Source organism: Aeromicrobium sp. EU05-FHT14F07 (assembly GCF_058790455.1).
In genome coordinates this window covers 281,383-304,730 of sequence record NZ_JBYTCR010000001.1, presented here as the reverse complement: position 1 = coordinate 304,730, position 23,348 = coordinate 281,383, and the positions used below count along the sequence as shown (strand labels likewise).

General features: G+C 69.5%; 27 protein-coding genes. 9 read left to right on the top strand and 18 right to left on the bottom strand.

The features are described 5' to 3' along the window. The first annotated feature begins 26 nt into the window (after positions 1-26). Complete coding sequence (locus tag AC3WRM_RS01565) at positions 27-1,154, top strand: hypothetical protein (RefSeq protein WP_492246692.1); 1,128 nt, start codon at positions 27-29, stop codon at positions 1,152-1,154. 62 nt (positions 1,155-1,216) lie between these two features. Here AC3WRM_RS01565 and AC3WRM_RS01560 read toward each other — a convergent pair whose 3' ends face one another. The 3 genes from AC3WRM_RS01560 to AC3WRM_RS01550 form a co-directional block, all read right to left on the bottom strand. After that, on the bottom strand, positions 1,217-1,426 hold the full coding sequence (locus AC3WRM_RS01560) for an Rv1322 family protein (RefSeq protein ID WP_492246693.1): 210 nt from the start codon (positions 1,424-1,426) through the stop codon (positions 1,217-1,219). A 73-nt stretch (positions 1,427-1,499) separates the two neighbouring features. Next, positions 1,500-1,877 carry a hypothetical protein gene (locus AC3WRM_RS01555; protein WP_492246694.1) on the bottom strand — a complete coding sequence of 126 codons (378 nt, stop codon included), beginning with the start codon at positions 1,875-1,877 and terminating at the stop codon, positions 1,500-1,502. A 160-nt stretch (positions 1,878-2,037) separates the two neighbouring features. Continuing rightward, positions 2,038-3,234 carry a 3-hydroxyacyl-CoA dehydrogenase NAD-binding domain-containing protein gene (locus AC3WRM_RS01550; protein WP_492246695.1) on the bottom strand — a complete coding sequence of 399 codons (1,197 nt, stop codon included), beginning with the start codon at positions 3,232-3,234 and terminating at the stop codon, positions 2,038-2,040. A gap of 82 nt (positions 3,235-3,316) precedes the next feature. Between AC3WRM_RS01550 and AC3WRM_RS01545 the strand changes: the two genes are divergently transcribed. The 7 genes from AC3WRM_RS01545 (at position 3,317) to AC3WRM_RS01515 (ending at position 9,892) form a co-directional block, all read left to right on the top strand. Continuing rightward, positions 3,317-3,718, top strand: coding sequence for a lipocalin-like domain-containing protein (locus AC3WRM_RS01545; RefSeq protein ID WP_492246696.1), 402 nt, complete (start codon positions 3,317-3,319; stop codon positions 3,716-3,718). After that, entirely contained in the window at positions 3,718-4,395 is a 678-nt protein-coding gene (gene nucS / locus AC3WRM_RS01540; protein WP_067856320.1) for an endonuclease NucS, read from the top strand. The genes AC3WRM_RS01545 and nucS overlap by 1 nt, the downstream gene beginning before the upstream one ends. Before the next feature lie 876 nt (positions 4,396-5,271). Continuing rightward, positions 5,272-5,928, top strand: coding sequence for a BglII/BstYI family type II restriction endonuclease (locus AC3WRM_RS01535; protein WP_492246697.1), 657 nt, complete (start codon positions 5,272-5,274; stop codon positions 5,926-5,928). A 17-nt stretch (positions 5,929-5,945) separates the two neighbouring features. After that, positions 5,946-6,620 carry an MT-A70 family methyltransferase gene (locus AC3WRM_RS01530; RefSeq protein WP_492246698.1) on the top strand — a complete coding sequence of 225 codons (675 nt, stop codon included), beginning with the start codon at positions 5,946-5,948 and terminating at the stop codon, positions 6,618-6,620. 637 nt (positions 6,621-7,257) lie between these two features. Beyond that, positions 7,258-8,694, top strand: coding sequence for a M15 family metallopeptidase (locus AC3WRM_RS01525; RefSeq protein ID WP_492246699.1), 1,437 nt, complete (start codon positions 7,258-7,260; stop codon positions 8,692-8,694). Between the two features lie 66 nt (positions 8,695-8,760). After that, positions 8,761-9,060 (top strand): hypothetical protein, encoded by a 300-nt coding sequence (locus tag AC3WRM_RS01520; protein WP_492246700.1) that lies wholly within the window; start codon positions 8,761-8,763, stop codon positions 9,058-9,060. A 58-nt stretch (positions 9,061-9,118) separates the two neighbouring features. After that, positions 9,119-9,892: an isocitrate lyase/PEP mutase family protein gene (locus AC3WRM_RS01515; protein WP_492246701.1), complete on the top strand. Its 774-nt coding sequence runs from the start codon at positions 9,119-9,121 to the stop codon at positions 9,890-9,892. A 55-nt stretch (positions 9,893-9,947) separates the two neighbouring features. On the opposite strand, the gene AC3WRM_RS01510 is transcribed toward AC3WRM_RS01515, so the two are convergent. Further along, on the bottom strand, positions 9,948-11,939 hold the full coding sequence (locus AC3WRM_RS01510; protein ID WP_492246702.1) for a protein meaA: 1,992 nt from the start codon (positions 11,937-11,939) through the stop codon (positions 9,948-9,950). A gap of 125 nt (positions 11,940-12,064) precedes the next feature. Here AC3WRM_RS01510 and AC3WRM_RS01505 point away from each other — a divergent pair, with 125 nt between their 5' ends. After that, on the top strand, positions 12,065-12,637 hold the full coding sequence (locus AC3WRM_RS01505) for a cob(I)yrinic acid a,c-diamide adenosyltransferase (protein WP_492246703.1): 573 nt from the start codon (positions 12,065-12,067) through the stop codon (positions 12,635-12,637). A gap of 92 nt (positions 12,638-12,729) precedes the next feature. Here the strand turns inward: AC3WRM_RS01505 and AC3WRM_RS01500 are convergent, their stop codons facing one another. The 14 genes from AC3WRM_RS01500 to AC3WRM_RS01435 form a co-directional block, all read right to left on the bottom strand. After that, positions 12,730-12,903 carry a hypothetical protein gene (locus tag AC3WRM_RS01500; RefSeq protein WP_492246704.1) on the bottom strand — a complete coding sequence of 58 codons (174 nt, stop codon included), beginning with the start codon at positions 12,901-12,903 and terminating at the stop codon, positions 12,730-12,732. 130 nt (positions 12,904-13,033) lie between these two features. Continuing rightward, positions 13,034-13,480 (bottom strand): DUF2550 domain-containing protein, encoded by a 447-nt coding sequence (locus tag AC3WRM_RS01495; protein ID WP_492246705.1) that lies wholly within the window; start codon positions 13,478-13,480, stop codon positions 13,034-13,036. Between the two features lie 33 nt (positions 13,481-13,513). Next, positions 13,514-13,888: a F0F1 ATP synthase subunit epsilon gene (locus AC3WRM_RS01490; protein WP_492246706.1), complete on the bottom strand. Its 375-nt coding sequence runs from the start codon at positions 13,886-13,888 to the stop codon at positions 13,514-13,516. After that, entirely contained in the window at positions 13,888-15,330 is a 1,443-nt protein-coding gene (gene atpD / locus AC3WRM_RS01485; RefSeq protein WP_492246707.1) for a F0F1 ATP synthase subunit beta, read from the bottom strand. The genes AC3WRM_RS01490 and atpD overlap by 1 nt, the downstream gene beginning before the upstream one ends. Positions 15,331-15,337: 7 nt before the next feature. Further along, positions 15,338-16,270, bottom strand: coding sequence for a F0F1 ATP synthase subunit gamma (locus AC3WRM_RS01480; RefSeq protein WP_492246708.1), 933 nt, complete (start codon positions 16,268-16,270; stop codon positions 15,338-15,340). Between the two features lie 6 nt (positions 16,271-16,276). Next, complete coding sequence (gene atpA, locus AC3WRM_RS01475; protein WP_492246709.1) at positions 16,277-17,917, bottom strand: F0F1 ATP synthase subunit alpha; 1,641 nt, start codon at positions 17,915-17,917, stop codon at positions 16,277-16,279. Between the two features lie 59 nt (positions 17,918-17,976). Continuing rightward, positions 17,977-18,774 carry a F0F1 ATP synthase subunit delta gene (locus AC3WRM_RS01470; protein ID WP_492246710.1) on the bottom strand — a complete coding sequence of 266 codons (798 nt, stop codon included), beginning with the start codon at positions 18,772-18,774 and terminating at the stop codon, positions 17,977-17,979. Next, on the bottom strand, positions 18,774-19,313 hold the full coding sequence (locus AC3WRM_RS01465) for a F0F1 ATP synthase subunit B (RefSeq protein ID WP_492246711.1): 540 nt from the start codon (positions 19,311-19,313) through the stop codon (positions 18,774-18,776). The genes AC3WRM_RS01470 and AC3WRM_RS01465 overlap by 1 nt, the downstream gene beginning before the upstream one ends. 23 nt (positions 19,314-19,336) lie before the next feature. Continuing rightward, positions 19,337-19,549 carry an ATP synthase F0 subunit C gene (locus tag AC3WRM_RS01460; protein WP_067856280.1) on the bottom strand — a complete coding sequence of 71 codons (213 nt, stop codon included), beginning with the start codon at positions 19,547-19,549 and terminating at the stop codon, positions 19,337-19,339. A gap of 76 nt (positions 19,550-19,625) precedes the next feature. Next, complete coding sequence (gene atpB / locus AC3WRM_RS01455; protein WP_492246712.1) at positions 19,626-20,432, bottom strand: F0F1 ATP synthase subunit A; 807 nt, start codon at positions 20,430-20,432, stop codon at positions 19,626-19,628. 136 nt (positions 20,433-20,568) lie between these two features. Continuing rightward, positions 20,569-20,988 carry a Cg1360 family ATP-synthase-associated protein gene (locus AC3WRM_RS01450; RefSeq protein ID WP_492246713.1) on the bottom strand — a complete coding sequence of 140 codons (420 nt, stop codon included), beginning with the start codon at positions 20,986-20,988 and terminating at the stop codon, positions 20,569-20,571. Further along, a complete protein-coding gene (locus AC3WRM_RS01445; RefSeq protein WP_492246714.1) occupies positions 20,985-22,112 on the bottom strand; it encodes a glycosyltransferase family 4 protein in 1,128 nt (375 codons plus the stop codon). The genes AC3WRM_RS01450 and AC3WRM_RS01445 overlap by 4 nt, the downstream gene beginning before the upstream one ends. Continuing rightward, positions 22,105-22,749 carry an L-threonylcarbamoyladenylate synthase gene (locus AC3WRM_RS01440; protein WP_492246715.1) on the bottom strand — a complete coding sequence of 215 codons (645 nt, stop codon included), beginning with the start codon at positions 22,747-22,749 and terminating at the stop codon, positions 22,105-22,107. The genes AC3WRM_RS01445 and AC3WRM_RS01440 overlap by 8 nt, the downstream gene beginning before the upstream one ends. Before the next feature lie 35 nt (positions 22,750-22,784). Further along, positions 22,785-23,297 (bottom strand): VTT domain-containing protein, encoded by a 513-nt coding sequence (locus tag AC3WRM_RS01435; RefSeq protein WP_067856268.1) that lies wholly within the window; start codon positions 23,295-23,297, stop codon positions 22,785-22,787. Between the last annotated feature and the right edge of the window lie 51 nt (positions 23,298-23,348).

Sequence of the window (23,348 nt, the reverse complement as noted above, 5' to 3'; positions counted from 1 at the left end):
CCCGAACCGACAGGGAGCACAGCGGCATGGCCGAAGAGCAGTCCGGGTTGTCCATCTTCGACGCGGCCCGCAAGTCCGCGGAGGCCGCGTTCCCCCTCGCCCGGCGCGGCGGCTACGACAGCGACGCCGTCGACGCCTGGGCCCGCACGCAGACCGCGGAGCTCCAGAAGGCGGCCGCCGCCGTGCAGGCGCTGCAGGAGGAGAACGACGAGCTCCACGACATCGTCGAGCAGCTGCGCGAGCGGGTCGAGTCCATCGAGCGGCCCTCCTACGCCGGCCTCGGCGGTCACGCGGCCCAGCTGCTGCAGCTGGCCGAGCAGGAGGCCGAGGAGATCCGCAGCCGCGCCCGCCGCGAGGCCGAGGAGACACTGAAGATCGCCGAGGAGGAGGCGACCCTCGTCCGGACGGTCGCCGCGAAGGAGGCCGAGGAGACCCGCGGCCGGGCGGTCGTCGAGATCGAGGAGAAGCGTCGCGAGGTCCTCACCGAGGCGGAGGCCGGTCGGGCCGAGGCCGCGGCCCACGCGGACGACGTGCGTGCCCAGGCCGACCGCGAGGCCGCACAGATCCGGCTCGCCGCCGAGCAGGACGCCCAGAACATGCGTCTCGGCGCGACGCGCGAGGTCGAGCAGGCCCGCGCCGCCGCCGACCGCGAGGTCACGGAGGCTCGTCGCGTCCTGGCCGTGGAGAAGGAGCGGCTCGCCCGCGAGGCAGCCGAGAACCATGCCGCCGCCACCGAGCAGACCGCTAAGCTGGTCACCGACGCCGAGACCCGCGCCGCTGCTGCCGACGAGCGCGCTCGTGGCCTCATGGCCAAGGCGAACGCGGCGAAGGAGTCGGCTGCCGCCGAGGCGGCGGGCATCATCGAGAACGCCCGCAAGGAGGCTGCCTCCCTCGTCGCCAACGCGAGGGCGGACGCCGAGCACCAGCGCGCGGCCGCCACGACCGACGTCGAGCGCGAGACGCGTGCCCTGCGTGCCGAGGTGGACGAGCTCCAGCGTCGCCGCGAGGGCATCCTGGCCCAGATGGGTCAGCTGCGCGACATCGTCGCCTCCTTCGCCGGCGACGCCGTCGCCGCGCCTTCACCTGCCGCGGCGTCCGACGCCGACGCGGACGACGACACCGAGGGCGAGCCCAGCAGGCCGGCGGCCGGCTGAGCCGTCGGCGGGGTCGCCGGTTGGCTCCCCCGCCCCGTCTCCCCAGCCCCGTCCCCACCGCCCTAGGGTCGGCGGGTCCAGCACGCGGTGTGCCAGTGCCGACGCTCGTCGACCGCGTCCGCGCTGAGCAGCGCCTTCTGCACCGGCCACACCACCACGTGCGGCGTCGCCGGCGGGATGGGTCGGTGGCAGGCGGGGCAGGTGTACGTGCTGCGCGCGCTCGAACCGGCCAGTCGGCGGACGTGCCACTCGCCGTCGCGCTTGGTCTCCACCGGGGGCGGCGCAGAGGCCGGCGCGGGCCCGCGTGGCCGGCGGGGTGGTCGTCGACGGGACACCCGCGCGAGACTACCCGCCGATCCCAGGCACGCAGTAGGAGCGCAGCCAGCCCTGCCGGTGCGCCGCGACGTCGAGCGCCTGGTCGAAGGGCAGCACGGCCGCCTCGCCTCCCAGCCACTCCACGACGACGGTGTCCGTGAGCAGCGGACGCACGGTGCACCGCATGCCCTGCCGCACGAGGTCGTCGAGCAGGGCCTCAGCAGCCGCGGACAGGTCGGCGGCGCAGGGGCCGTGCTCGCAGAGCACGACCTGCTGGGTACCGGGTTCGGAGGGAGGGCCGACGAGCTCGTGGGCGACGAGCACCGCGGGGACGAAGGAGATGACGAACGACAGCACCGAGCTGCGCACCAGGTCGCTGCCGCGCCTCGCCAGGTCGATCGTCGTCACGGGTACTCCCGTCGTTCGTCCGCTCCGGCCCGATGACCGTCGCGGGAGCATCAACGACCGGCGTCACGCGGAGTTACCCGACGGTCCGCGCGCTGGACCTCCCGTGACACGCACAGGGGCGCCCGGGAGATCCCGGACGCCCCTGTCGTGACGTGGCGGCTCAGTAGGTGTGGAAGCCCTCGCCGGTCTTGCGGCCGAGCTTGCCCTCGGCGACGAGGCGCTCGAGGGTGGGAGCGGGCGCCCAGCCGTCGTGCCCGAACGTGCTCACGAGCGTCTGCTCGATGGCCAGCGACACGTCGTTGCCGACGACGTCGAGCAGCTCGAACGGACCCATGGGCAGCTTGGTCTCCTTGAGGGCCGTGTCGATCTCCTCGAGGCTGCCGCCGCCGGCCTCGTGCAGCTTGACGGCGTCGTTCAGGTACGGGAACAGCAGCGCGTTCACGATGAAGCCCGCCCGGTCGCCGCACGAGACCGGGTGCTTGGCGACGTCGAGGCACAGCGCCTTGACCGTCTCCGCGACCTCGGGCGACGTGCTGTCGGCCGACACGACCTCGACCAGCTTCATGACGGGTGCCGGGTTGAAGAAGTGCATGCCGACGACGTCCTGCGGCCGCGACGTGGCCTCCGCGCACGTCCCGATCGACAGCGACGACGTCGTCGTGGCGAGGATGGCACCCGGCTTGGTGATCCGGTCGAGGTCGCGGAAGAGCTCGAGCTTCACGTCGATGTCCTCGGCGATCGCCTCGACGACGATGTCGACGTCGTCGAGCGCGTGCCGGTCGGTCGCGGCGGTGAGGCGACCGATGACGTCGGACTTCTCGTCCTCGGTGAGCCGGCCCTTGGCGATCGCGCGGTCGAGGTTCTTCTCGATCCGCGCCTGGACCGCGGCGACCTTGTCGTCGGTGCGGCCGACGAACACGACCTCGTGCCCGGCCTTGGCGAAGACCTCGACGATGCCGGAGGCCATGGTGCCGGTGCCGACGACGCCGACCTTGCCGACCGGGTGGTGCTTCTGCGGCGCCGGGGCGGCTCCAGCGTCGGCGGCAGCGGCCTCGAAGGTCGAGCCGGCCTCGGCGAGCTTCACGAGGACCGGCGCGGGCTCGTGCAGCGGGTCGCCGGTGGTGGCGTGCTGCTCGCGCAGGCCCTCCACGACCGTGGCCGCACCGAGCGCGTCGACGAGCGCCAGCGGCCCGACCGGGTAGCCGCACCCGAACCGCATCGAGGCGTCGATGTCGTCCTTCGTCGCGTAGCCGCTCTCGTACATCGAGGCGGCGTGGTTGAGGTACGGGTACACCAGTGTCCGGGCGATCTGCGCGCCACGGTCGTCGGCCGTCAGACGGTCCACGATCTCCTGCATGCCTACTCCTAGGTAACTACGGGGTCGTGACACACTAGCGTCCGATCAGGATCTACGGGAGGACTGTCCTATGAATCGACGTATGAGCCGCGCCACGGGGGTCGCCGCCCTCGTCCTCGTGACCGTCGCCGCCTGCGGGACCGACGACGGTCCCGGCACGCCGGAGGGCTCCTCGCCCTCCCCGAGCGCGTCCTCGTCATCGCCGTCGGCCTCGCCCTCGTCGGCCGCGCCGACCGAGAACCCGGCCACCGCGGCCGACCTCGCTGGCACGTGGCGCGACGACGCGAAGGACTGGACCGTCACCTTCAGGGCGGACGGCACCTTCACCGAGGACTTCCAGGGCGTGCCGAAGTTCCGCTCGGGCGACTACGAGGTCTCCGACGGCATCGTGCAGCTGATGGGCGCGGACGGGAACACCGACCGTGGCACCGTCAAGGACGGGACGCTCGTGTTCCGTCTCGGCACGCTGGTCCGGCAGCAGTAGTGCGTCTCCTCGTCGCGCGCTGCCAGGTCGACTACGCCGGGCGGCTCACGGCCCACCTGCCCATGGCGACCCGGGTGATCATGGTCAAGGCGGACGGCTCGGTGCTCGTGCACTCCGACGGCGGGTCGTACAAGCCGCTCAACTGGATGAGCCCGCCGTGCACCCTCAAGGAGGGCACGGCCGAGGACGGCCGGGTCGAGTGGACGGTGCAGGCGGGCAAGACCGACGACACGCTGCGCATCCTCGTCGACGAGGTGCTGCACGACTCCCAGCACGACCTCGGCGTCGACCCGGGGCTGCGCAAGGACGGTGTCGAGAAGCACCTGCAGGAGCTGCTGGCCGAGCACACGACCACGCTCGGTGTCGGCATGACGCTCGTGCGACGTGAGTACATGACGGCCATCGGGCCGGTCGACCTCCTGTGCCGCGACGACGCCGGCGCCTCGGTCGCCGTCGAGATCAAGCGGCGCGGCGAGATCGACGGCGTCGAGCAGCTGACGCGGTACCTGGAGCTCATGAACCGCGACCCGCAGCTGCGGCCCGTGAGGGGCATCTTCGCCGCCCAGGAGATCAAGCCGCAGGCCCGCACCCTCGCCGAGGACCGCGGTATCCAGTGCGTCGTGGTCGACTACGACGCACTGCGTGGCATCGACGACCCCTCGCTGCGATTGTTTTGAAGCGCGACTGTGAAAATTCGCTACACGATCGTCATACATGCTGTCATGCTGTCAGGCGCACGGCCGCGCCATCTCAACTCGGCACCGCGCCCCTAAATTGAAACAGAAGCCGGTCCTCGCTCAGTCTGGCGGATTATCCGCCGACTTCCAGCGCGAGGGCACCTGAGGGCCCAGCTTGGATTCTTCAGCGCGTTTTCTGAAATTGCTTGACTCTTTAGGCGTTGATTCCTTGGAGGCGCCAGTTCACACACGAGGCGCGTAGCCCGCCGGTGACAGATCCACACAATTTCTCTCGCATGCGGACCGAATGAATGGCGCTGGTCGTTCACGGAAAATTTGGCATAGAGTCACGAAACGCCGCGTTGGCCAACGGCGCAGACCGATAGACACGTCGCAGTTAGTCGAAGATGACTTGCTCAACAGATGCCGGCTTCACACCCAGCTCTTGCTTGACCGGGATTGAGGTGGAGCAAGCATCCACTCGGGAAGCAACGATCGAAGCGGACGCGAGCAGGTAGCTGGCCGCACGGTGAGGACCCGCCCATCGGATGCGCCCGAGGCCAGAGTAGGCATCCAGAACCGGCGCACGAGCCGGTAAACTCATGCGCTGCAGATGAACATCAACGTGCATCCTGACGAAACCTGTTCTGCTTATGGAGGTCGATGGACTAGGCAGCAGCTTGATACCTCGAGACCCGCGAAGCAGCATCGGCGTCGCGTTCCAGCCTCGAGGTGGGCGTCTGCGCCCTCGATCAATCGATCATTCAGAGACATAGAACGTATGTTCGACCCCTCCAGCGCGCCTACCAGGTTTGACTCAATCTAGGCCGTACACTGGTTGCACTTGAAGGCCTACGAACGATGGAGCCCCGGCCCGTGGACTTGACTCACTCGTATCAACAGCACCTGCCGGCCGAGGTGGTCAGTCGATACACCTTCGCAGAAGTTCGCAACGCCGCGGCTGTTCTCGCTGCAAGCAACCCGGAGTGCCACGCCGAAATTGCTTACGTTCTTGATCACTTCGCTGTGGACGCCATCGACATCACGACGCCCGGCGGAAATCGCAGCAACATCCCGAAACGTCTGGACGGTGCGTTTGGTCGACTTGGTTGGGAGGCTGTCAGAATCAACACGCAGACAAAACTGATCGGCAAGGTCAAGGGAGCGCGTGGTCGCGGCGTGTTCAACTCGGAAGTAGCCAACGAGGGCTTCGAGGTCGACAACATGAAGGCTCGCGTTGCTCTCGACGTTGAGTGGAACGCCAAAGACGGCAACCTCGACCGAGACCTGAGTGCCTACCGTGCTCTCTACGAAGTCGGTCTCATCGACGTCGCTGTAATCATCTGCCGCGACTTCGAAGGGATCATGAACTTGGCTTGGATCGATCTGCAGAACGAGGACGCGATGCGTCGGATGAAGAGCACGACGACCACGACGATTCAGAAGCTGACGCCCCGCCTGACACGTGGCGATGCTGGCGGCTGCCCCGTGCTAGCTGTCGCCATCTCCCGCGAGACTTGGAGCGGTCGGTGACATCCACACTTGAGCCGGTGACGACACCAAAGCGGCCCGCCAAGTTGCGGGCCGACATAGAGCCGACACCATTCACCCCGCTACCCAAAGTCGAGGGCGGGTTCCAGACAGTTCTCGCTGATCCGCCATGGAGATTCGCGAACCGAACGGGGAAGGTCGCACCGGAGCATCGACGTCTTGACCGCTACGACACTATGACGCTCGATGAAATCAAAGGCTTGCCGGTAGAAGATCGACTCGCTCCCAATGCGCACCTGTATCTCTGGGTGCCCAATGCTCTTCTCCCAGAAGGAATCCAGGTCCTGCAGTCGTGGGGCTTCCGGTACGTCAGCAATATCGTATGGGCGAAGCGTCGCAAGGATGGCGGGCCGGACGGTAGAGGCGTTGGCTTCTACTTCCGCAACGTCTCAGAGTTGATCCTCTTCGGCGTGCGTGGCTCGCTGCGCACTCTGCCGCCTGGCCGCTCCCAGGTGAACATGATCGAGACCAGGAAGCGCGAGCACTCGCGTAAGCCTGATGAGCAGTATGACCTGATTGAAAGCTGTTCCCCCGGACCGTTCCTGGAGCTCTTCGCCCGTCACCAGCGTCCTGACTGGCACGTGTGGGGCAATGAGTCCGAAGTCGAGGAGGTGCGCGGCAAGGTCCACCGCGGCTACGGCGGCGGGCAGATCGAAAACACTCAGACCTACTAAGACCTCAAGGACGCAATAAGACCCGGCCGGGAGGGTCGAGGCCGGGTCTTGTTCCAGTGCTGCTCGAGAGAACGAGGTACATCAGAGGTAATGTGCCGAACTTCAAGTACAACGAGGAGGGCTTACAGTCATTACGGGCGCTGTGGGAGGGCCCGACCCGATGGATTCATTCGCAGCGGACCTGGTGAATCCAACCGACGCGACGCGGTCGCCACCATCCTCTGATGGTTGTTTCCGTAGTACAACTCTTCGTCTTCAAACGGTACACCCAGCCCCGCACGCACAAGGTTGTGGACCGTCACGATGCCGTTGCCGCCGAGGCGGGCCCCGCACTCTCACACAAGTTGCACTTCCGCGACCGGTCGTGATGCAGGAGCATCGTCCTTTGTCGCAGATTCCACCACGCGGCAATCGATCTGCCGCTCGGCCCGCCATACCGAAAGCGATCCCGGATCTCTCACCACACACAAGGTGGTCGCACGACGCCCGTGGTCCGGTCACCGCCACGCGTCGCAGCGTCCACCGCTCGCGTCTCGAGCACCACCTAAGAGAGCTTGACGAGGCCGATAGCACCGATCAACAACGGCCGCCCCGCTCCTCGACGCGCGTTCTGGCGTCGGCGGTCCTACGGTGAGGCATGCGCCGGCTCCTGGTGATCCTCCTCACGACCGTCCTCGTCACGCCCACCGCGGCGGCCCGGGCCAGCACGGCGGCCGAGCCGTCCCCCGACCCGACCGTCACGACGACCAGCGAGCCGTCCCCCGACGCGACGACGGAGCCGACCACCGAGCCCGACCCCGACGAGCCGGAGCCGACCGATCCACCACCGACGACGCCGAGCCCCACCGTCGCGCTCGACGTGACCGCGGTGCGGGTCTGGGCCAGCACCACGGCGACGCTGGGCGGCCGGGTCGACGGCGCGACTCCTACCGGCGCGCTGCGGGTCGCCCGGCGCTCAGGGGACCAGTGGGCCGTGCTCGCGGGAAGCAGCGTGGTCGTCGGCAGCGACGGCACGTTCACCGCGAAGGTGCCGGCGGCGGCCGGGCGCACCACGGTGCGCGTGGAGCTCGTCGACGCCGGTGTGGTCGTGGCCGCCTCCTCGTCCGCCGACGTCGTCGGGGCTGCCGCACCCAGTACCGCGCGGATCGCGATGCCGAAGGCGGTGACCGACTACAGGAAGGCGAAGGTGGCCGCGTCATGGCGCACCGTCGACGGGCGTGCCGTCAGCGCACGCCTCGCCGTCGAGTTCCGCCGCTCCGGCACCCGCACGTGGGTCCGGTCCGGCACCGTGACCCTGCGCGGCGGCAAGGGGGCCACGGACGTCAAGCCGCGCCACGACGGTCGGTGGCGGGTGCGGTCCTTCGGCACCAGCACCGTCCTGCCCACCCGCTCCAGCTCGGTCTACGTCGACAACCGTCCACCGGGATCGGTCGTCCGCCTGCCGAAGGGCACGCCCGGACCTGGCATCCGCCTGGCCGCCCAGCCGCGTGCACCGCGGGTCAGCGCCGACGCCACGGTCTCGCGCATCCCGACCGCGATGTGGCGGTCGATGCGCGGGCGCAGCTGGCACGCCGGCTGCCCCGTCGGCCGCGACCAGCTGCGCGTCGTCCGGGTCAGCTACTGGGCGTTCGACGGCTACGTCCGGCGCGGCGAGATCGTCGTACACGCCCAGCACGCCCGCGCCACCGCTGCCGTCTTCACCGACCTGTTCCGCATGCGGGCCCCGATCCGGTCGATGTACCGCGTCGACCGCTTCGGCTGGAACAGCGCCCTGCGTGGCGCCGACGACTACGCCTCCATGCGCGCCGACAACACCTCCGGCTTCAACTGCCGCCAGGTGGTGGGCCGACCCGGCACCCGGAGTCCCCACGCCTACGGGAGCTCGATCGACATCAACCCGTGGGAGAACCCGTTCGCGTCGGGCTACGGGTGGACGCCCAACAGCACCTGGCAGCGACGCACCACGCCCGCCGCGATCACCTACCGCGGTGCGAACGACCCCGTCGTCGCCGTCCTGCGGCGCCACGGCTTCCGCTGGCTCGGGTTCGCCGACCTGCACCACTTCCAGCGCTGATCCGGCCACCGGGTCGGGAGGGTCCGGACCCGGGCGTGGTGGGGGCGGCGGTGCTAGGTTCTGCTCGTGTCGAAGCTCCCGAAGAAGAAGTGCTGCGTCAGCAAGACGCGGTGCAAGCGCTGCCCGTTGCGCATGCTGAAGGAAGGCACCCTGCCTGACGGGTACGGCGTCAAGCGTCGGCGGCTCGTCCGCATCGACGCCGACGGCACGGTCCTGCCGCTGGAGAAGAAGGACAAGAAGTCCTCCAAGAAGGCCGCGAAGAAGAAGGCCAAGAAGAAGGCTCGCAAGAAGGCAGAGAAGAAGGCCCGCGCCAAGGGCCAGACGAAGGGGAAGAAGTCCTCGACCTCCGGCCTGCGCGCCGCCTGACGTCCACCCCGCGGGACTCGGCTGGTGGGCCCTGGTCCGCTGTCCTAGCGTCAGGTCCATGGACCTCTCGACCCGCGCCCAGACCCTGCTCGACCTGCACACCGCGCCGGAGCTGCTCACCGTCGTCAACGTGTGGGACGCCATCACCGCCCGCATCGTGACCGAGGTGGAGGGCACCCGAGCCCTCGCCACCGCGAGCCACTCCATCGCGGCCTCGCACGGCTACGAGGACGGGGAGAACATCCCCGTCGACGAGATGATCGCCGCGATCGGGCTCATCGTCGCGAACACCCACCTCCCGGTCAGCGCCGACCTCGAGGCGGGCTACGGCGACCCGGGCGAGACCGCCCGCAAGGCCATCGGGGTCGGCGCGGTCGGCGCCAACCTCGAGGACCAGCAGAAGCCGCTCGCCGAGGCCGTGGCCGCGGTCGAGGCCGTCGTCAAGGCCGGCGAGGCCGAGGGCGTCCCGTTCGTGCTCAACGCCCGCACCGACGTCGTCGCACAGGCCGGCGACCGCCCGCACGACGAGGTCATCGCCGACGCCGTCGAGCGCGGGAAGGCCTTCCTCGAGGCCGGTGCGCCCGTCGTCTTCGTGCCCGGCCCGCTGTCGGAGGACGACATCAGCGTCCTCGCCGACGCGTGGGGACCGCAGCGTCTCACCACCATCGGCTACCCCGGCTCGGTCCCGCTCGCACGTCAGCAGGAGCTCGGCGTCGCGCGGGTCTCGTACGGGCCGTTCACCCAGTCGGTCGCCCTCATGGCGCTGCAGGACCTCGCCCGCGACGTCGAGGCCGGCGGCGGGCTGCCCGAGGACTTCCGCGTCCTCAACTGACGACGACACGAGGCCCCGCACCGGGCACGGTGCGGGGCCTCGTCACGTCGAGAGCTCAGACCTCCAGGCCGTGGGCCTTGCGGATCTCGTCGACGATCCGGGCCATGATGTCGGTCATCCCGAAGTCCTTCGGCGTGAACACCGCGGCGATGCCGTCGGCCTCCAGGCGGCGACCGTCGGAGTCGGGGATGATCCCGCCGACGATGAGGGGCACGTCGTCCATGCCGGCGTCGAGCAGACGACGCTGGACGTCCGGGACGAGCTCCATGTGGGAGCCCGAGAGGATCGACAGACCGACCACGTGCACGTCCTCGGCGACCGCGGCCGACACGATCTGCTCGGGCGTGAGGCGGATGCCCTGGTAGACGACCTCGAAGCCGACGTCGCGGGCACGGACGGCGATCTGCTCGGCACCGTTGGAGTGACCGTCCAGGCCCGGCTTGCCGACGAGGAAGCGCAGTCGGGTGCCCAGCTCCTCCCCCGTGCGTGCGACGCGCTCGCGCACGGCGGTGAGCTCGGCTCCCGCCTCGGCCACTCCCACGGCGCCGGAGACGCCCGTGGGGGCGCGGTACTCGCCGAACACCTCGCGCAGCGCACCCGCCCACTCACCGACGGTGGCGCCGGCGCGCACCGCCGCCAGCGTCGCCTCCATCAGGTTGGTGTCGGTCTTGGCCTCGGACTGCAGACGCTCCAGCGCCTGGTCGACGGCGGCCTGGTCGCGCTGGTCACGCCACGCCTGGACGTCGGCGACGGCGTTGGCCTCGGCCTGGGGATCGGCCACCATGATGGCCGCGTCGAGGTCGGAGGTGAGCGGCGACGGCTCGGTCTCGGTGTAGCTGTTGACGCCGACGACCTTCAGCTCGCCGGCCTCGATCTGGGCACGACGGGCGGCGTGCGAGGCGACGAGCTCGGACTTCATGTAGCCCGACTCGACGGCAGCGACCGCTCCGCCCATGGCCTGGACACGGTCGATCTCGGCCTTCGCTCCCTCGACGATCTCGGCGACCTTGGCCTCGATGACGTGCGACCCCTCGAAGATGTCGTCGTACTCCAGCAGGTCGGACTCGTAGGCGAGCACCTGCTGCAGCCGCAGCGACCACTGCTGGTCCCACGGGCGCGGCAGCCCGAGCGCCTCGTTCCACGCGGGAAGCTGCACCGCACGCGCACGCGCGTTCTTGCTGAGCGTCACGCCGAGCATCTCCAGCACGATCCGCTGGACGTTGTTCTCGGGCTGGGCCTCGGTCAGGCCGAGCGAGTTGACCTGCACGCCGTAGCGGAAGCGCCGCATCTTCGGGTCGGTGACGCCGTAGCGGTCACGGGTGATCTCGTCCCACAGCTGCCCGAAGGCGCGCATCTTGCAGGTCTCCTCGATGAACCGCACGCCGGCGTTGACGAAGAAGGAGATCCGCCCGACGGTCTTCTCGAAGTCGGCGTCGTCGACCTGCCCGGAGTCCTTGACGGCGTCGAGGACGGCGATGGCCGTGCTGAGCGCGTAGGCGATCTCCTGCGTCGGCGTCGCCCCCGCCTCCTGCAGGTGGTAGCTGCAGATGTTGAGCGGGTTCCACTTCGGGATGGTGTTCACCGTGTAGGCGATCATGTCCGTCGTGAGCCGCAGCGACGGCGCCGGTCCGAAGACGTAGGTGCCGCGCGACAGGTACTCCTTGATGATGTCGTTCTGCGTGGTGCCGGCGAGCTGCGCGGGCTCGACACCCTGCTCCTCGGCGGCCACCTGGTACATGGCCAGCAGCCACATGGCCGTCGCGTTGATCGTCATCGACGTGTTCATCTCGCCGAGCGGGATGTCCTGGAACAGCCGGCGCATGCTCCCGAGGTGCGGGATCGGCACACCCACCTTGCCGACCTCGCCCCGCGACAGCACGTGGTCGGGGTCGTACCCGGTCTGGGTCGGCAGGTCGAACGCGACGGAGAGCCCGGTCTGGCCCTTCGCGAGGTTCTTGCGGTACAGCGCGTTGGACTCCGCCGCGGAGCTGTGACCGGCGTACGTGCGCATCACCCAGGGACGGTCGGGCGCAGACTTGTCAGGCATGCCCGCCAGGTTACCGCGCCGTAACGTGACGTGGCAGACTCTGTGAGCCACGCGACCCACCTCACACGGTCCCGCGCTGTCGCTCGCGCGTCCGGTCACCCGGCGGCACCGCCTAGGGTGAGTCCATGGTCAACCTGACGCGCATCTACACCCGCACCGGCGACGACGGCACGACGAACCTCGTCGACTTCAGCCGCACCTCGAAGAACGACCTGCGCCTGGTCGCCTACGCCGACGTCGACGAGGCGAACAGCCAGCTGGGTCTCGCGCTGTCGTTCGACGAGCTCGACGACGACGTCGTGCGGATCGTGCGGCACGTGCAGAACGACCTGTTCGACGTCGGGGCCGACCTCGGTGCCCCGGTCGTGGAGAACCCCGAGCACCCCCCGCTGCGCGTCGAGCCGGACTACGTCGACCGGCTGGAGGGGTGGTGCGACGACTACAACGAGCGGCTCGAGAAGCTGCGGTCGTTCATCCTGCCCGGCGGCACGCGCTCGGCGTCGGCGCTGCACGTGGCGCGTACCGTCACGCGGCGCGCCGAGCGCTCCGCCTGGGCCGCCATCGAGGTGCACGGACCGACCATGAACCCGCTCACCGCGCGCTACCTCAACCGACTCAGCGACCTGCTCTTCATCCTCGGCCGCTACGCCAACCGCGAGGTCGGCGACGTGCTGTGGGTGCCCGGCGGGGAACGCTGACCCGACCGCTCACCACGGGGACGAACGCACCGTCGCCCACGTCCCTCGGGGAAGGGACGTGGGCGACGGTGTGGTGCGAGACGGGTGCTCGGTCACTCCCAGTCGATCGCGCGCTGGGTGGTGGCGCCGCCGGTGCTGTCGCCCTTGACGACCTTGGTGACGGCCGGCTTGGAGCCGGTGTCGGCCTGGGCCGGCATCGAGAGCGGGAGGACGGCGACCGCCGAGGCGAAGGTCGCGACGACGAGGCGCTTGAAGGTGCGGTTCATGGTGGCTACCTGTTCCATCGGGGGAACCCGGGACGTCCGGGCATGGCTCGTGTGAGTCATCGTCGCCTAGTCCACGATCGACGTCAACCTCCGCGGCGACGTGGCGGGACGATCGTCCGGGCGTGTGCCGTCAGACGACGGTGTTGACGCTGCGACCGGGCGGCGAGGCCTCGAGCCACGCCAGAAGACCGGTGAGCGCTGCCGGCGTCAGGGCCAGCTGGCGCACGGCGGTCCCGTTGTCGGTCGCCACCACCACGTGCCCGTCGTGGATGGCGTGCACCTCTCCCCCGACCGGGTCACGCCGACCGTCGACCAGCATGGCATCGCGCGTGAACCGGTACGCCGGGCGCATCCGCAGCGAGAACGTGCGGTACCACTCCAGCGTGCTGCCGCGGTACACGGCGAGGCCCAGGGTCCAGCCCTGGGCCGACGCCGCGTCCCGCTTGTTGATGCTCAGGTCGAAGGCACCGAGGCGACGCGCCAGGTACCGCCGGCGGAGCACCAGGACGGCGAGCAGCAGCACGCTGAGGGCGATCGCGGCCAGGACGAGGTCCACGGCCCACAACCACAGGGGCACCCGGCCCCTCCCTCCTCCGGCAGTCGTCCGGTGCTAGGCGAGCTCGATGCCCCGCAGCTTGGCCTCGGCACGCAGCACCGCGTCCGTGTCGTCCGCCGAACGGGCATGCTCGAGCTCGGCCTGCACCTGGTCGCGGTCGAGCTCGGACACCAGGGACGTGTCCTCGCTGAGGATCGAGACCCGGTCGTCGGCGACGGACAGGAACCCGTCCTCGACGACGGCCACCACGGTCTCCGCGCCCGCCTTGATCTTCACCACGCCCGGCACGAGGACCGAGAGCAGCGGGACGTGCCCGACGAGGACGCCGAGGTCACCCTCGACGGTGCGCGCGACGACCTCGTCGGCCTGGCCCGACCACACGACGCGGTCGGCTGCGACCAGCTCGACCTGGAGCGACGTGTCCGCCATCAGGAGTTCTTCTGGATCTCGGCCCACTTCGCGTCGACGTCGTCCAGACCGCCGCACATGAAGAAGGCCTGCTCGGCCACGTGGTCGTACTCGCCGTCGCAGATCTTCGTGAACGCGTCGATGGTCTCGTCGAGCGGGACGGTCGAGCCCTCGATGCCGGTGAACTGCTTGGCCACGTAGGTGTTCTGGCTGAGGAAGCGCTGGATGCGACGCGCGCGCGAGACGATCGTCTTGTCCTCCTCACTGAGCTCGTCGACACCGAGGATGGCGATGATGTCCTGGAGCTCTTTATTGCGCTGCAGGATGCCCTTGACGCGGTTCGCCGTCTGGTAGTGGTCGTCGGCGATGTAGCGCGGGTCGAGGATGCGCGACGTCGAGGTCAGCGGGTCCACGGCCGGGTAGATGCCGAGCGACGCGATCTCACGGGAGAGCTCGGTCGTGGCGTCCAGGTGCGCGAACGTGGTGGCCGGCGCCGGGTCGGTGTAGTCGTCGGCGGGCACGTAGATCGCCTGCAGCGAGGTGATCGAGTGTCCGCGCGTCGACGTGATCCGCTCCTGCAGCACGCCCATCTCGTCGGCGAGGGTCGGCTGGTACCCCACGGCGGACGGCATGCGGCCGAGCAGCGTGGAGACCTCCGAGCCGGCCTGCGTGAACCGGAAGATGTTGTCGATGAAGAGCAGCACGTCCTGCTTCTGGACGTCGCGGAAGTACTCCGCCATCGTCAGGGCGGACAGGGCCACGCGCAGACGCGCTCCCGGCGGCTCGTCCATCTGGCCGAAGACCAGCGCCACCTTGTCGAGGACGCCCGCCTCCTCCATCTCGGCGATGAGGTCGTTGCCCTCACGGGTGCGCTCGCCGACACCGGCGAACACGGACACGCCGTCGTGGTCCTTGGCGACACGGGCGATCATCTCCTGGATGAGCACCGTCTTGCCGACGCCGGCGCCCCCGAACAGGCCGATCTTGCCGCCGAGCACGTAGGGCGTCAGCAGGTCGATGACCTTGATGCCGGTCTGGAACATCTGCGTCTTGGACTCGAGCTGGTCGAACGCCGGCGCCTTGCGGTGGATGCCCCACCGCTCCTGGACGTCGAACGTCTCGCCCTCGGCGAGGTTCATGACCGCACCGGTGGTGTTGAACACCTTGCCGAGGGTCTGGTCGCCGACCGGCACCGAGATCGGCTCGCCGGTGTCGGTGACGACCGAGCCGCGGACGACGCCGTCGGTGGGTCGCAGCGAGATGGCGCGGACCAGGCCGTCACCGATGTGCTGCGCGACCTCGAGGGTCAGCGTCTCCTCACGACCCTCGATCTGGGTGTCGACCGTGAGCGCGTTGTAGATCTCCGGCATCGCGTCCGAGGGGAACTCGATGTCGAGCACCGGTCCGATGACCCGCGCGACGCGACCGGTGGTGGTGGTCTTCTCTTCGGCAGTGGCAGTCATAGCTCTCTCACTCCTGACCAGCCGTCGCGTCGGCGAGCGCGTTCGCGCCGCCCACGATCTCGCTGATCTCCTGGGTAATGCCGGCCTGGCGGGCCTGGTTGGCGATGCGGGTGTACTTCTCGATGAGGTCCTGCGCGTTGTCGGTCGCGGACTTCATGGCCTTCTGGCGGGCGGCGAGCTCGGAGGCCGCCGCCTGCAGCTGGCAGTAGTAGATGCGGCTGTTCACGTACTTCGGCAGCAGCGCGTCGAGCACCTCGTGGGCCGACGGCTCGAACTCGTAGAGCGGCAGCAGCTCGGACTCGTCCGGGGTCTCCGTGCCCTCGACGACCTCCAGCGGGAGCAGACGGATGACGTCCGGCTCCTGCGTGAGCATCGACCTGAAGCGGGTGAACACGATGTGCAGCTCGTCGACCGCACGCGCCGGGTCGATGGCCTCGTCGGAGGACTCGTCCTGGGCGAACAGCGACGTGAGGGTGTCGCCGATCTCGCGGGCGTTGGCGAACTCGGGCTTGTCGGAGTAGCCCGTCCACGACTGGACGAACTCGCGCTGGCGGAACGTGAAGTACGTGACCGCCTTGCGTCCGGAGAGGTAGAAGTCGACCTCCTTGCCCTCGGCGCGCAGCTTCTCGGTGAGTCGCTCCGCCTCCTTGAGGACGCTGGAGGAGTACGACCCCGCGAGCCCGCGGTCGCTGGTGATCACCAGCACCGCGGCGCGCGTCGGGTTCTCCTTCTCGGTGGTGAGCGGGTGGTCGACGTTGGAGAACGTCGCCACCGCGGACACCGCCCGCGTCAGCTCACGCGCGTACGGGGCTGCTGCCGCCGCGTGCTGCTGCGCCTTGATGATGCGCGAGGCGGCGATGAGCTCCATGGCGCGCGTGATCTTCTTGGTCGCCTGGGTCGACCTGATCTTCGCGCGTAGCTCTCGTACCGACGCTGCCATAGTGGGTCAGCTCCGCTTCTGCTTGACGATCTGCTCCTGCTCGACGTCCTCGTCGTCAAGAGCCTCGAACTCCTCGCGACCGACCGAGATGCGCTCGCCCTCGCTCGTCTCGAACTGCTCGACGAACGCCTCGTACGCGGCCTCGAGCGACGACGCGGTGTCGTCGTCGAACTTCCCGGTCTCGCGGATCGCCGAGAAGATGCCCTCGTGCGAGCGCTTGACGTAGTCGAGGAACTCCTCCTCGAAGCGGCTGATGTCCTCGACGGGCACCGGGTCGAGCTTGCCCTGGGTACCGGCCCACAGGGAGACGACCTGCTGCTCCATCGGGAACGGCGCGTACTGACCCTGCTTGAACAGCTCCATGAGGCGCTGGCCGCGGGCGAGCTGCGCCTTCGACGCGGCGTCGAGGTCGGAGGCGAACATCGCGAAGGCCTCCATGGCGCGGAACTGCGCGAGGTCGACCTTGAGCGAGCCGGTGACCGCCTTCATGGCCTTCGTCATCGCCGCACCGCCGACGCGGGACACCGAGATGCCGACGTCGACCGCGGGACGCTGGTTGGCGTTGAAGAGGTCGGACTGCAGGAAGATCTGGCCGTCGGTGATGGAGATGACGTTGGTCGGGATGTAGGCCGACACGTCGTTCGCCTTCGTCTCGATGACCGGCAGACCCGTCATCGACCCGGCGCCCAGCTCGTCGCTGAGCTTGGCGCAGCGCTCGAGCAGCCGGCTGTGGAGGTAGAACACGTCACCGGGGTAGGCCTCGCGGCCCGGCGGGCGACGCAGCAGCAGCGACACGGCGCGGTACGCCTCGGCCTGCTTCGACAGGTCGTCGAAGATGATGAGGACGTGCTTGCCCTGGTACATCCAGTGCTGGCCGATGGCCGAGCCGGTGTACGGGGCGAGGTACTTGAAGCCTGCGGAGTCGGAGGCCGGGGCGGCGACGATGGTCGTGTACTCCAGCGCGCCGGCGTCCTCGAGGGCGCCACGCACGCCGGCGATGGTCGAGCCCTTCTGGCCGATGCCGACGTAGATGCAGCGGACCTGCTTGGTCGGGTCGCCGCTCTCCCAGAACTCCTTCTGGTTGATGATCGTGTCGATCGCGATCGCGGTCTTGCCGGTCTGACGGTCGCCGATGATCAGCTGGCGCTGGCCGCGGCCGATGGGCGTCAGGGAGTCGATGGCCTTGATGCCGGTCATGAGCGGCTCGTGCACCGACTGGCGCTGGACCACGTTCGGGGCCTGCAGCTCGAGGGCACGGCGGTCGTCGGTGGCGACGTCGCCCAGCCCGTCGATCGGCTGGCCGAGCGGGTCGACGACGCGGCCGAGGTAGCCGTCGCCCACGGGGACGGAGAGCACCTCGCCCGTGCGCTTGACCTTCTGGCCCTCCTCGATGCCGGCGAAGTCACCCAGGATGACGACACCGATCTCGCGGACGTCGAGGTTCAGTGCGAGGCCGAGCGTGCCGTCCTCGAACTCGAGCAGCTCGTTGGCCATGGCCGAGGGCAGACCCTCGACCCGCGCGATGCCGTCGGCCGCCTCAGCGACGATGCCGACCTCTTCGGTCTTGCTGGCGCTCGGGGAGTAGTCGGTGACGAACTGCTGCAGCGCGTCGCGGATCTCCTCGGGACGGATGGAGAGTTCCGTCATGTTTCTGCCTGCCTTCTGTGGGTCTGGTGGCTGGGTGGAGCCGGAAGTGTGGGTGGGGTTCAGCCCGCGAGCCGCCGCCGGGCGGCCTCGAGCCGGCTGGACATGGTGCCGTCGACGACCTCGCCGCCGAGGGAGACGGCGATGCCTCCAACGACGCTCGGGTCGACCACGACGTTGAGGTGCACGTCGCGGCCGTACTTGGCGGCCAGCGCGGATGCCAACCGGGTGCGCTCGTCCTCGGAGAGGTCGTAGGCGACCCGCACGACGGCGACCGCGCGGTCGCGACGCTGGGCGGCGATCTCGCCGAAGAAGGTGAGCACCTTCTCGAAGGAGCCGGTGCGTGCCACCACGGCCTGCTGCGCGAGCTCGAGCGCCTCGGCCGAGACCTGGGAGCCGAACAGCGTCGCGAGCAGCGACGCCTTGGCCTGCGCCGGGTAGGACCGGTCGGCCACGACACCGCGGAGCTCGACGTCGGCCGCCACGGTGCGCCCGATCTCGAACAGCTCGGTCTCGAGCTGCTCGAGGGAGCCGGCGGCGTCGGCCCGTGCGACCAGGGCGCTCACGCCGGCGGTCTCGAGGGCGTCGGCGAGGTCACGACCGGCGTTCCACCGCGCGGCGGCGGCGGCACGCACGACGTCGACCGTGCCCGGACCGACCTGCGAGCCGAGCACACGGGACGCGAGACCCGCCTTGGCGTCGGACTCGGTCGACGGGTCGGTGAGCACCCGGCGCAGAGCCGGGTTGGCGTCCAGCAGGGACACGACGCCGAACAGCTGCGTGCCGAGGTCCGCCGAGTCCTGGGCCGACTCGACGGCGGACAGAACCTCCTCGAGGGACCGCGCGGAGATGCCTCGCATCAGTTGGCCGACCCCTCCAGCTCCGTGATGAAGCGCTCGACGGTGCGACGCTGACGCGCCTCGTCCTCGAGCGACTCACCGACGATGCGCCCGGCGAGGTCCGTGGCGAGCGAGCCCACCTCGGACTTGAGCTGGGCGAGGGCCTGCGACCGCTCTGCCTCGACCTGCGCGTGCGCGGTCGCGGTGATGCGGGCAGCCTCCTCCTGGGCCTGGGCCCGGAGCTCGGCGATGATCTGCGCGCCCTGCTCCTTGGCCTCCTCGCGGATGCGAGCGGCCTCGTGACGAGCGTCGGCGAGCTGCGCGGTGTACTGCTCGAGCGCGGCCTGGGCCTCCTGCTGCGCCGACTTGGCCTCCTCGATCCCGCCCTCGATCGCGGCCGTGCGCTCGGCGTAGGCCTTCTCGAAGTTGGGGACGACGAACTTGCGGATCAGGAGGAAGAGGATCCCCAGGACCACCAGGCCCAGGACGATCTCCGGCAGCTCCGGGATCAGGGGGTTGTGCTCCTCCCCCTCAGCTGCTGCGACCAGGATCGCGCTCATGGTGAATCTCCCTTAGCAGAGGATCAGTTGTAGCCGAAGACGAAGGCGAGGGCCAGCGCGATGATGAAGAACTGCTCCGCGAGGACGAAGCCGAAGATCGCGATGCCCTGGAGACGACCCTGCGCCTCGGGCTGACGGGCGACGCCCGTGACGTAGGCGGCGAAGATCAGACCGACGGCGATGGCCGGGCCGATGGCAGCGAGGCCGAGGCCGACGGTGGCGATGGAACCATTCATGACGGTTCTTTCCTTTCGTGACGACGCGGACGCGTCTGGTGCGGGTCGAGAAGTGGTCGGATGGAGCCGGCCGAGCTCAGTGCTCGTCGGCGATCGCGCTGCCGATGTACATCGCGGTCAGCAGCGTGAAGACGTAGGCCTGCAGGAACATGATCAGCATGTCGAGGAAGCTGACCCCGATGCCGAGCACGAAGGAGAGCACGCCGGCCGGGATGCCGATGGCGGCGTTGGCGTAGCCCGTGACGAGGTACGCGGCACCCAGCGAGAACAGCAGGATCAGCAGGTGTCCGGCGAACATCGTCGCGAAGAGACGCAGCGCCAGCGTGAACGGGCGCACGATGATGTTGGAGAGGAACTCCAGCGGCACGAGGGCGATGAGGATCGGGCCCTTGGCGCCGGCCGGGACCGTCTGGTGCTTGAGGTAGCCGACGAAGCCGTGGCGGCCGATGCCGGCGACGTTGTAGATCAGCCAGGTGACCAGCGCCAGCGCGACCGGGAAGCCGAACTTCGACATCGACGGGAACTGGATCACGGGGATGACGCCGTAGAAGTTGTTGACCAGCACGAAGAGGAACACCGTGAAGAGGTACGGCACGTACTTCATGTAGTCGGCGCTGCCGATGTTGTCGCGCGCGATGGAGTTGCGGATGAACCCGTAGACGAGCTCGCCGGCGAACTGCAGACGCCCGGGCACGACCTGGGCCTTGCGGCTGGTGGCGTAGGCGAACGCGAAGACGATCACCAGCGACAGCACGAGGAACAGCTCGGGCTTGTTGACCTCCCACCCGCCGATCGTGAACGTCGGCGGGAGCAGGAAGCTCCCGGGGCCGGGCTGCGGCGGGCCGTCAGCGGCAGCCACCAGGGCGGTCGAGGCGAGGGTCACTCGGTCACCTTTGTCTCATGGCGCGGTCGATTCCGACGAAGGTCGGCGATCCGGCAGTACGGCCAGCGTCATCGTTCACGTCGAGCCCGGTCGCTGTGCGGTTCCGGTCCGGCGCATGAGTGAGGCTACCAGGGGGTCACGACGGGGTGTCGCCCAGGTCATAGGTGGGGACCCGGCGGCGACGGAACGACCACGTCGCCAGCACGGTCCAGACCAGGCTGGACAGGACCGCGGCGAGGCCGAACGTGCGACGGTCGACGTGCTCCGCCACTCCCCCGACGTCGAAGAGGAGGAACAGCACGGCCATCGCCGCGAACGCCTTCACGAGGAAGAAGAGGACCGCCGCGGGGAGCGAGAGCACCGGGCTGGACCGCGCGACCGGGTTCAGGACGACCGGCGTCGACCCGAGGAACACCGCGACGACGAGGCCCGCGAGGAGCGCTCCCAGGAGCCCGGCGGTCCCCCGCGCGGCGAGCCCGGCGACGGCGGCCAGGGCGACGACGGCCGCGTACGCGAGGACGTGCGTGCGGACGGCACCCCGCTGCGCGGACGTCACGACCCGTCCCAGACGCGCTGCTCGAGCCGCGGGAGCACGAAGACCGCGGCGGCCGTGAGCACGCTCAGCACGCCGAACCCGACGATCGACTGCCACCCGCTGAACAGGCTCACCACCACGCTGCCGAACGCGACCAGGCCCGCGGCCGCGTACATGAGCAGCACCGCACGACGGTGCGAGTGCCCGATCTCGAGGAGCCGGTGGTGGATGTGCATCTTGTCCGGGCTGAACGGCGAGCGTCCCGCGCGGGTGCGGCGGACGACCGCCAGCCCCAGGTCGACGAACGGCACGATGAGGATCGCGAAGGGCAGGAAGAGCGGCAGCAGGGCCGGCAGGAAGCTCGCCGCCCCGCCACCCACGCCCTCGGACAGGCTGGTGGCCGGGAACTGGCCCGTGAGGCTGATCGAGGAGCACGCGAGGACGAACCCGATGAGCATCGACCCGGAGTCGCCGATGAACATGCGGGCGGGGAAGAAGTTGTGCGGCAGGATGCCGAGGCAGGCGCCCGCCAGGGCGGCCGTGAGCAGGGCGGCGCCGATCGCGCGTGCCTCGCCGTTCACGACGGCGAGGGAGAAGGCGTACGAGAAGAAGGCCACGGCGCCGATCGCGACCATGCCGGCGGCCAGCCCGTCGAGGCCGTCGACGAAGTTGACGGCGTTCGCGGTGGTGACGATGAGCAGCACCGTGAAGATGATCGACTGGGCGTTGTCGAGCCCGAGGTAGTTGTTGTACAGCGGCAGGTAGAGGAACTGCAGGCCCATCGCGACGACGACGATGCCGGCCAGCACCTGGCCGGCGAACTTGCTGAGCGCGTCGAGCTCGAAGAGGTCGTCGATCACGCCGACGAGGCAGATGACGGCACCGCCCACGATGACCGCGCGGGCGTCGCCGAACACGGCGTCCTCGTTGCGCGACAGGAACGGCAGGTGGGTCGCCACCAGGTAGGCCGAGACGAGGCCGCCGAGCATCGCGGGGCCGCCGAAGTACGGGGTGGGGATCGCGTGCACGTCGCGGTCGCGCACCTTGGCGACGGCTCCGAAGCGCATCGCGAGCGTCCTGGCGATCGAGGCGAGGAGGTAGGTCACCCCCAGGGCGACGCCGAAGACGACGAGGTACTCACGCACCGAGCGGCTCCACCGTGTTGTTGAACCGGTGGAGCACGTCGAGCCCGATCGGGCCCTCGCGCAGGATGCGCGGCGTGGCGCCGGTGACGTCGAGGATGGTCGACGCGGTGCCGCCCGGGCTCCGGCCCGCGTCGAGGTAGACGCTGACGGTCTCGCCCAGCATCCGCTCGGCGTCGTCGATCGTCGTGGCGGCCGGCTCGCCGGTCAGGTTCGCGCTGCTCACGGCGAGCGGACCGGTCTGCTTGAGCAGACCGAGCGCGACGGGATGGTCGGGCATGCGCACCGCGACGGTGTGGTGGGTCTCCCCCAGGTCCCACGTGAGCGACGGCTGCTGCCGGCACACGACCGTGAGCGGTCCGGGCCACAGCTCGGTGGTCATCGACCGGAGCCATCCCGGCACCTCGGTGACCAGGGCCTCCAGGGTCGTCGGCGCCCCGACCAGCACCGGCGGCGGCTTCTGGCGCGTGCGTCCCTTGGCGTCCAGCAGCCGCTGGACCGCCTCGGGCGAGAACGCGTCGGCGGCCAGGCCGTACACGGTGTCGGTGGGCAGCACGGCGAGCTCGCCGGCCTCCAGCGCCGCCTGGGCGGCGTCGACGCCGGTGCGGCGCATCTCCTCGTCGGCGCAGTCGTACCTCACCGGACCACCCTAGCGGGCACGGGTGGGCCCGCCGGTCACCACAGGTCGTGCACGGCGTCCAGCAGGTCGAGCCCGTGGACGAGGAAGGCGAGCGCCAGGAACTGCGCCGTCCGACCGAGGAAGACCATCGTGAGGAACACCCACAGACGCTGGCGTGACAGGGGCGCCAAGATCGTCACCACGGCGAGCGGCGGCACGGCCAGGAGGGAGGACAGGAGCACGGTCGCCGCACCGAGCACCGGACGGTCGAGCCAGGTCAGGAGCAGGTCGCCGACCCGCCGCAGCCAGGCGGTGAACCGGTAGCGGGGCTCCGAGCGCCGCGCCTCCCGGCGGAAGCGCTGCGACCCGCCGCGGATCAGCACGAACACGAGCGCCTTCCCGGCGACCGTGCCGACGCTGAGCGCCATGACGCCCCAGAACAGCATCCAGTCCTGCATCGTCGCGCCCATGGCGACGACGTAGACCTCGGCGTTGAGGAACACCGGGAGGATGGCCGAGCCGACCCCGAACGCGAACGCGGCCCCGTGGATCAGGAGCTCGGCGACCATGCCGCGACCCTACCGATCCCGCTCCGCGCCGCGCCGGAGGTCCTGCCTCGT

What these genes read in the sequence shown, in the direction of transcription:
- AC3WRM_RS01565 (WP_492246692.1), top strand. Translation starts at nt 27, where the DNA reads ATGGCCGAAGAGCAGTCCGGGTTGTCCATCTTCGACGCGGCCCGCAAG.
- AC3WRM_RS01550 (WP_492246695.1), bottom strand. Translation starts at nt 3,234, where the DNA reads ATGCAGGAGATCGTGGACCGTCTGACGGCCGACGACCGTGGCGCGCAG.
- AC3WRM_RS01545 (WP_492246696.1), top strand. Translation starts at nt 3,317, where the DNA reads ATGAGCCGCGCCACGGGGGTCGCCGCCCTCGTCCTCGTGACCGTCGCC.
- AC3WRM_RS01525 (WP_492246699.1), top strand. Translation starts at nt 7,258, where the DNA reads ATGCGCCGGCTCCTGGTGATCCTCCTCACGACCGTCCTCGTCACGCCC.
- AC3WRM_RS01515 (WP_492246701.1), top strand. Translation starts at nt 9,119, where the DNA reads ATGGACCTCTCGACCCGCGCCCAGACCCTGCTCGACCTGCACACCGCG.
- AC3WRM_RS01510 (WP_492246702.1), bottom strand. Translation starts at nt 11,939, where the DNA reads ATGCCTGACAAGTCTGCGCCCGACCGTCCCTGGGTGATGCGCACGTAC.
- AC3WRM_RS01505 (WP_492246703.1), top strand. Translation starts at nt 12,065, where the DNA reads ATGGTCAACCTGACGCGCATCTACACCCGCACCGGCGACGACGGCACG.
- AC3WRM_RS01500 (WP_492246704.1), bottom strand. Translation starts at nt 12,903, where the DNA reads ATGAACCGCACCTTCAAGCGCCTCGTCGTCGCGACCTTCGCCTCGGCG.
- AC3WRM_RS01490 (WP_492246706.1), bottom strand. Translation starts at nt 13,888, where the DNA reads ATGGCGGACACGTCGCTCCAGGTCGAGCTGGTCGCAGCCGACCGCGTC.
- atpD (WP_492246707.1), bottom strand. Translation starts at nt 15,330, where the DNA reads ATGACTGCCACTGCCGAAGAGAAGACCACCACCACCGGTCGCGTCGCG.
- AC3WRM_RS01480 (WP_492246708.1), bottom strand. Translation starts at nt 16,270, where the DNA reads ATGGCAGCGTCGGTACGAGAGCTACGCGCGAAGATCAGGTCGACCCAG.
- atpA (WP_492246709.1), bottom strand. Translation starts at nt 17,917, where the DNA reads ATGACGGAACTCTCCATCCGTCCCGAGGAGATCCGCGACGCGCTGCAG.
- AC3WRM_RS01470 (WP_492246710.1), bottom strand. Translation starts at nt 18,774, where the DNA reads ATGCGAGGCATCTCCGCGCGGTCCCTCGAGGAGGTTCTGTCCGCCGTC.
- AC3WRM_RS01465 (WP_492246711.1), bottom strand. Translation starts at nt 19,313, where the DNA reads ATGAGCGCGATCCTGGTCGCAGCAGCTGAGGGGGAGGAGCACAACCCC.
- AC3WRM_RS01460 (WP_067856280.1), bottom strand. Translation starts at nt 19,549, where the DNA reads ATGAATGGTTCCATCGCCACCGTCGGCCTCGGCCTCGCTGCCATCGGC.
- AC3WRM_RS01435 (WP_067856268.1), bottom strand. Translation starts at nt 23,297, where the DNA reads ATGGTCGCCGAGCTCCTGATCCACGGGGCCGCGTTCGCGTTCGGGGTC.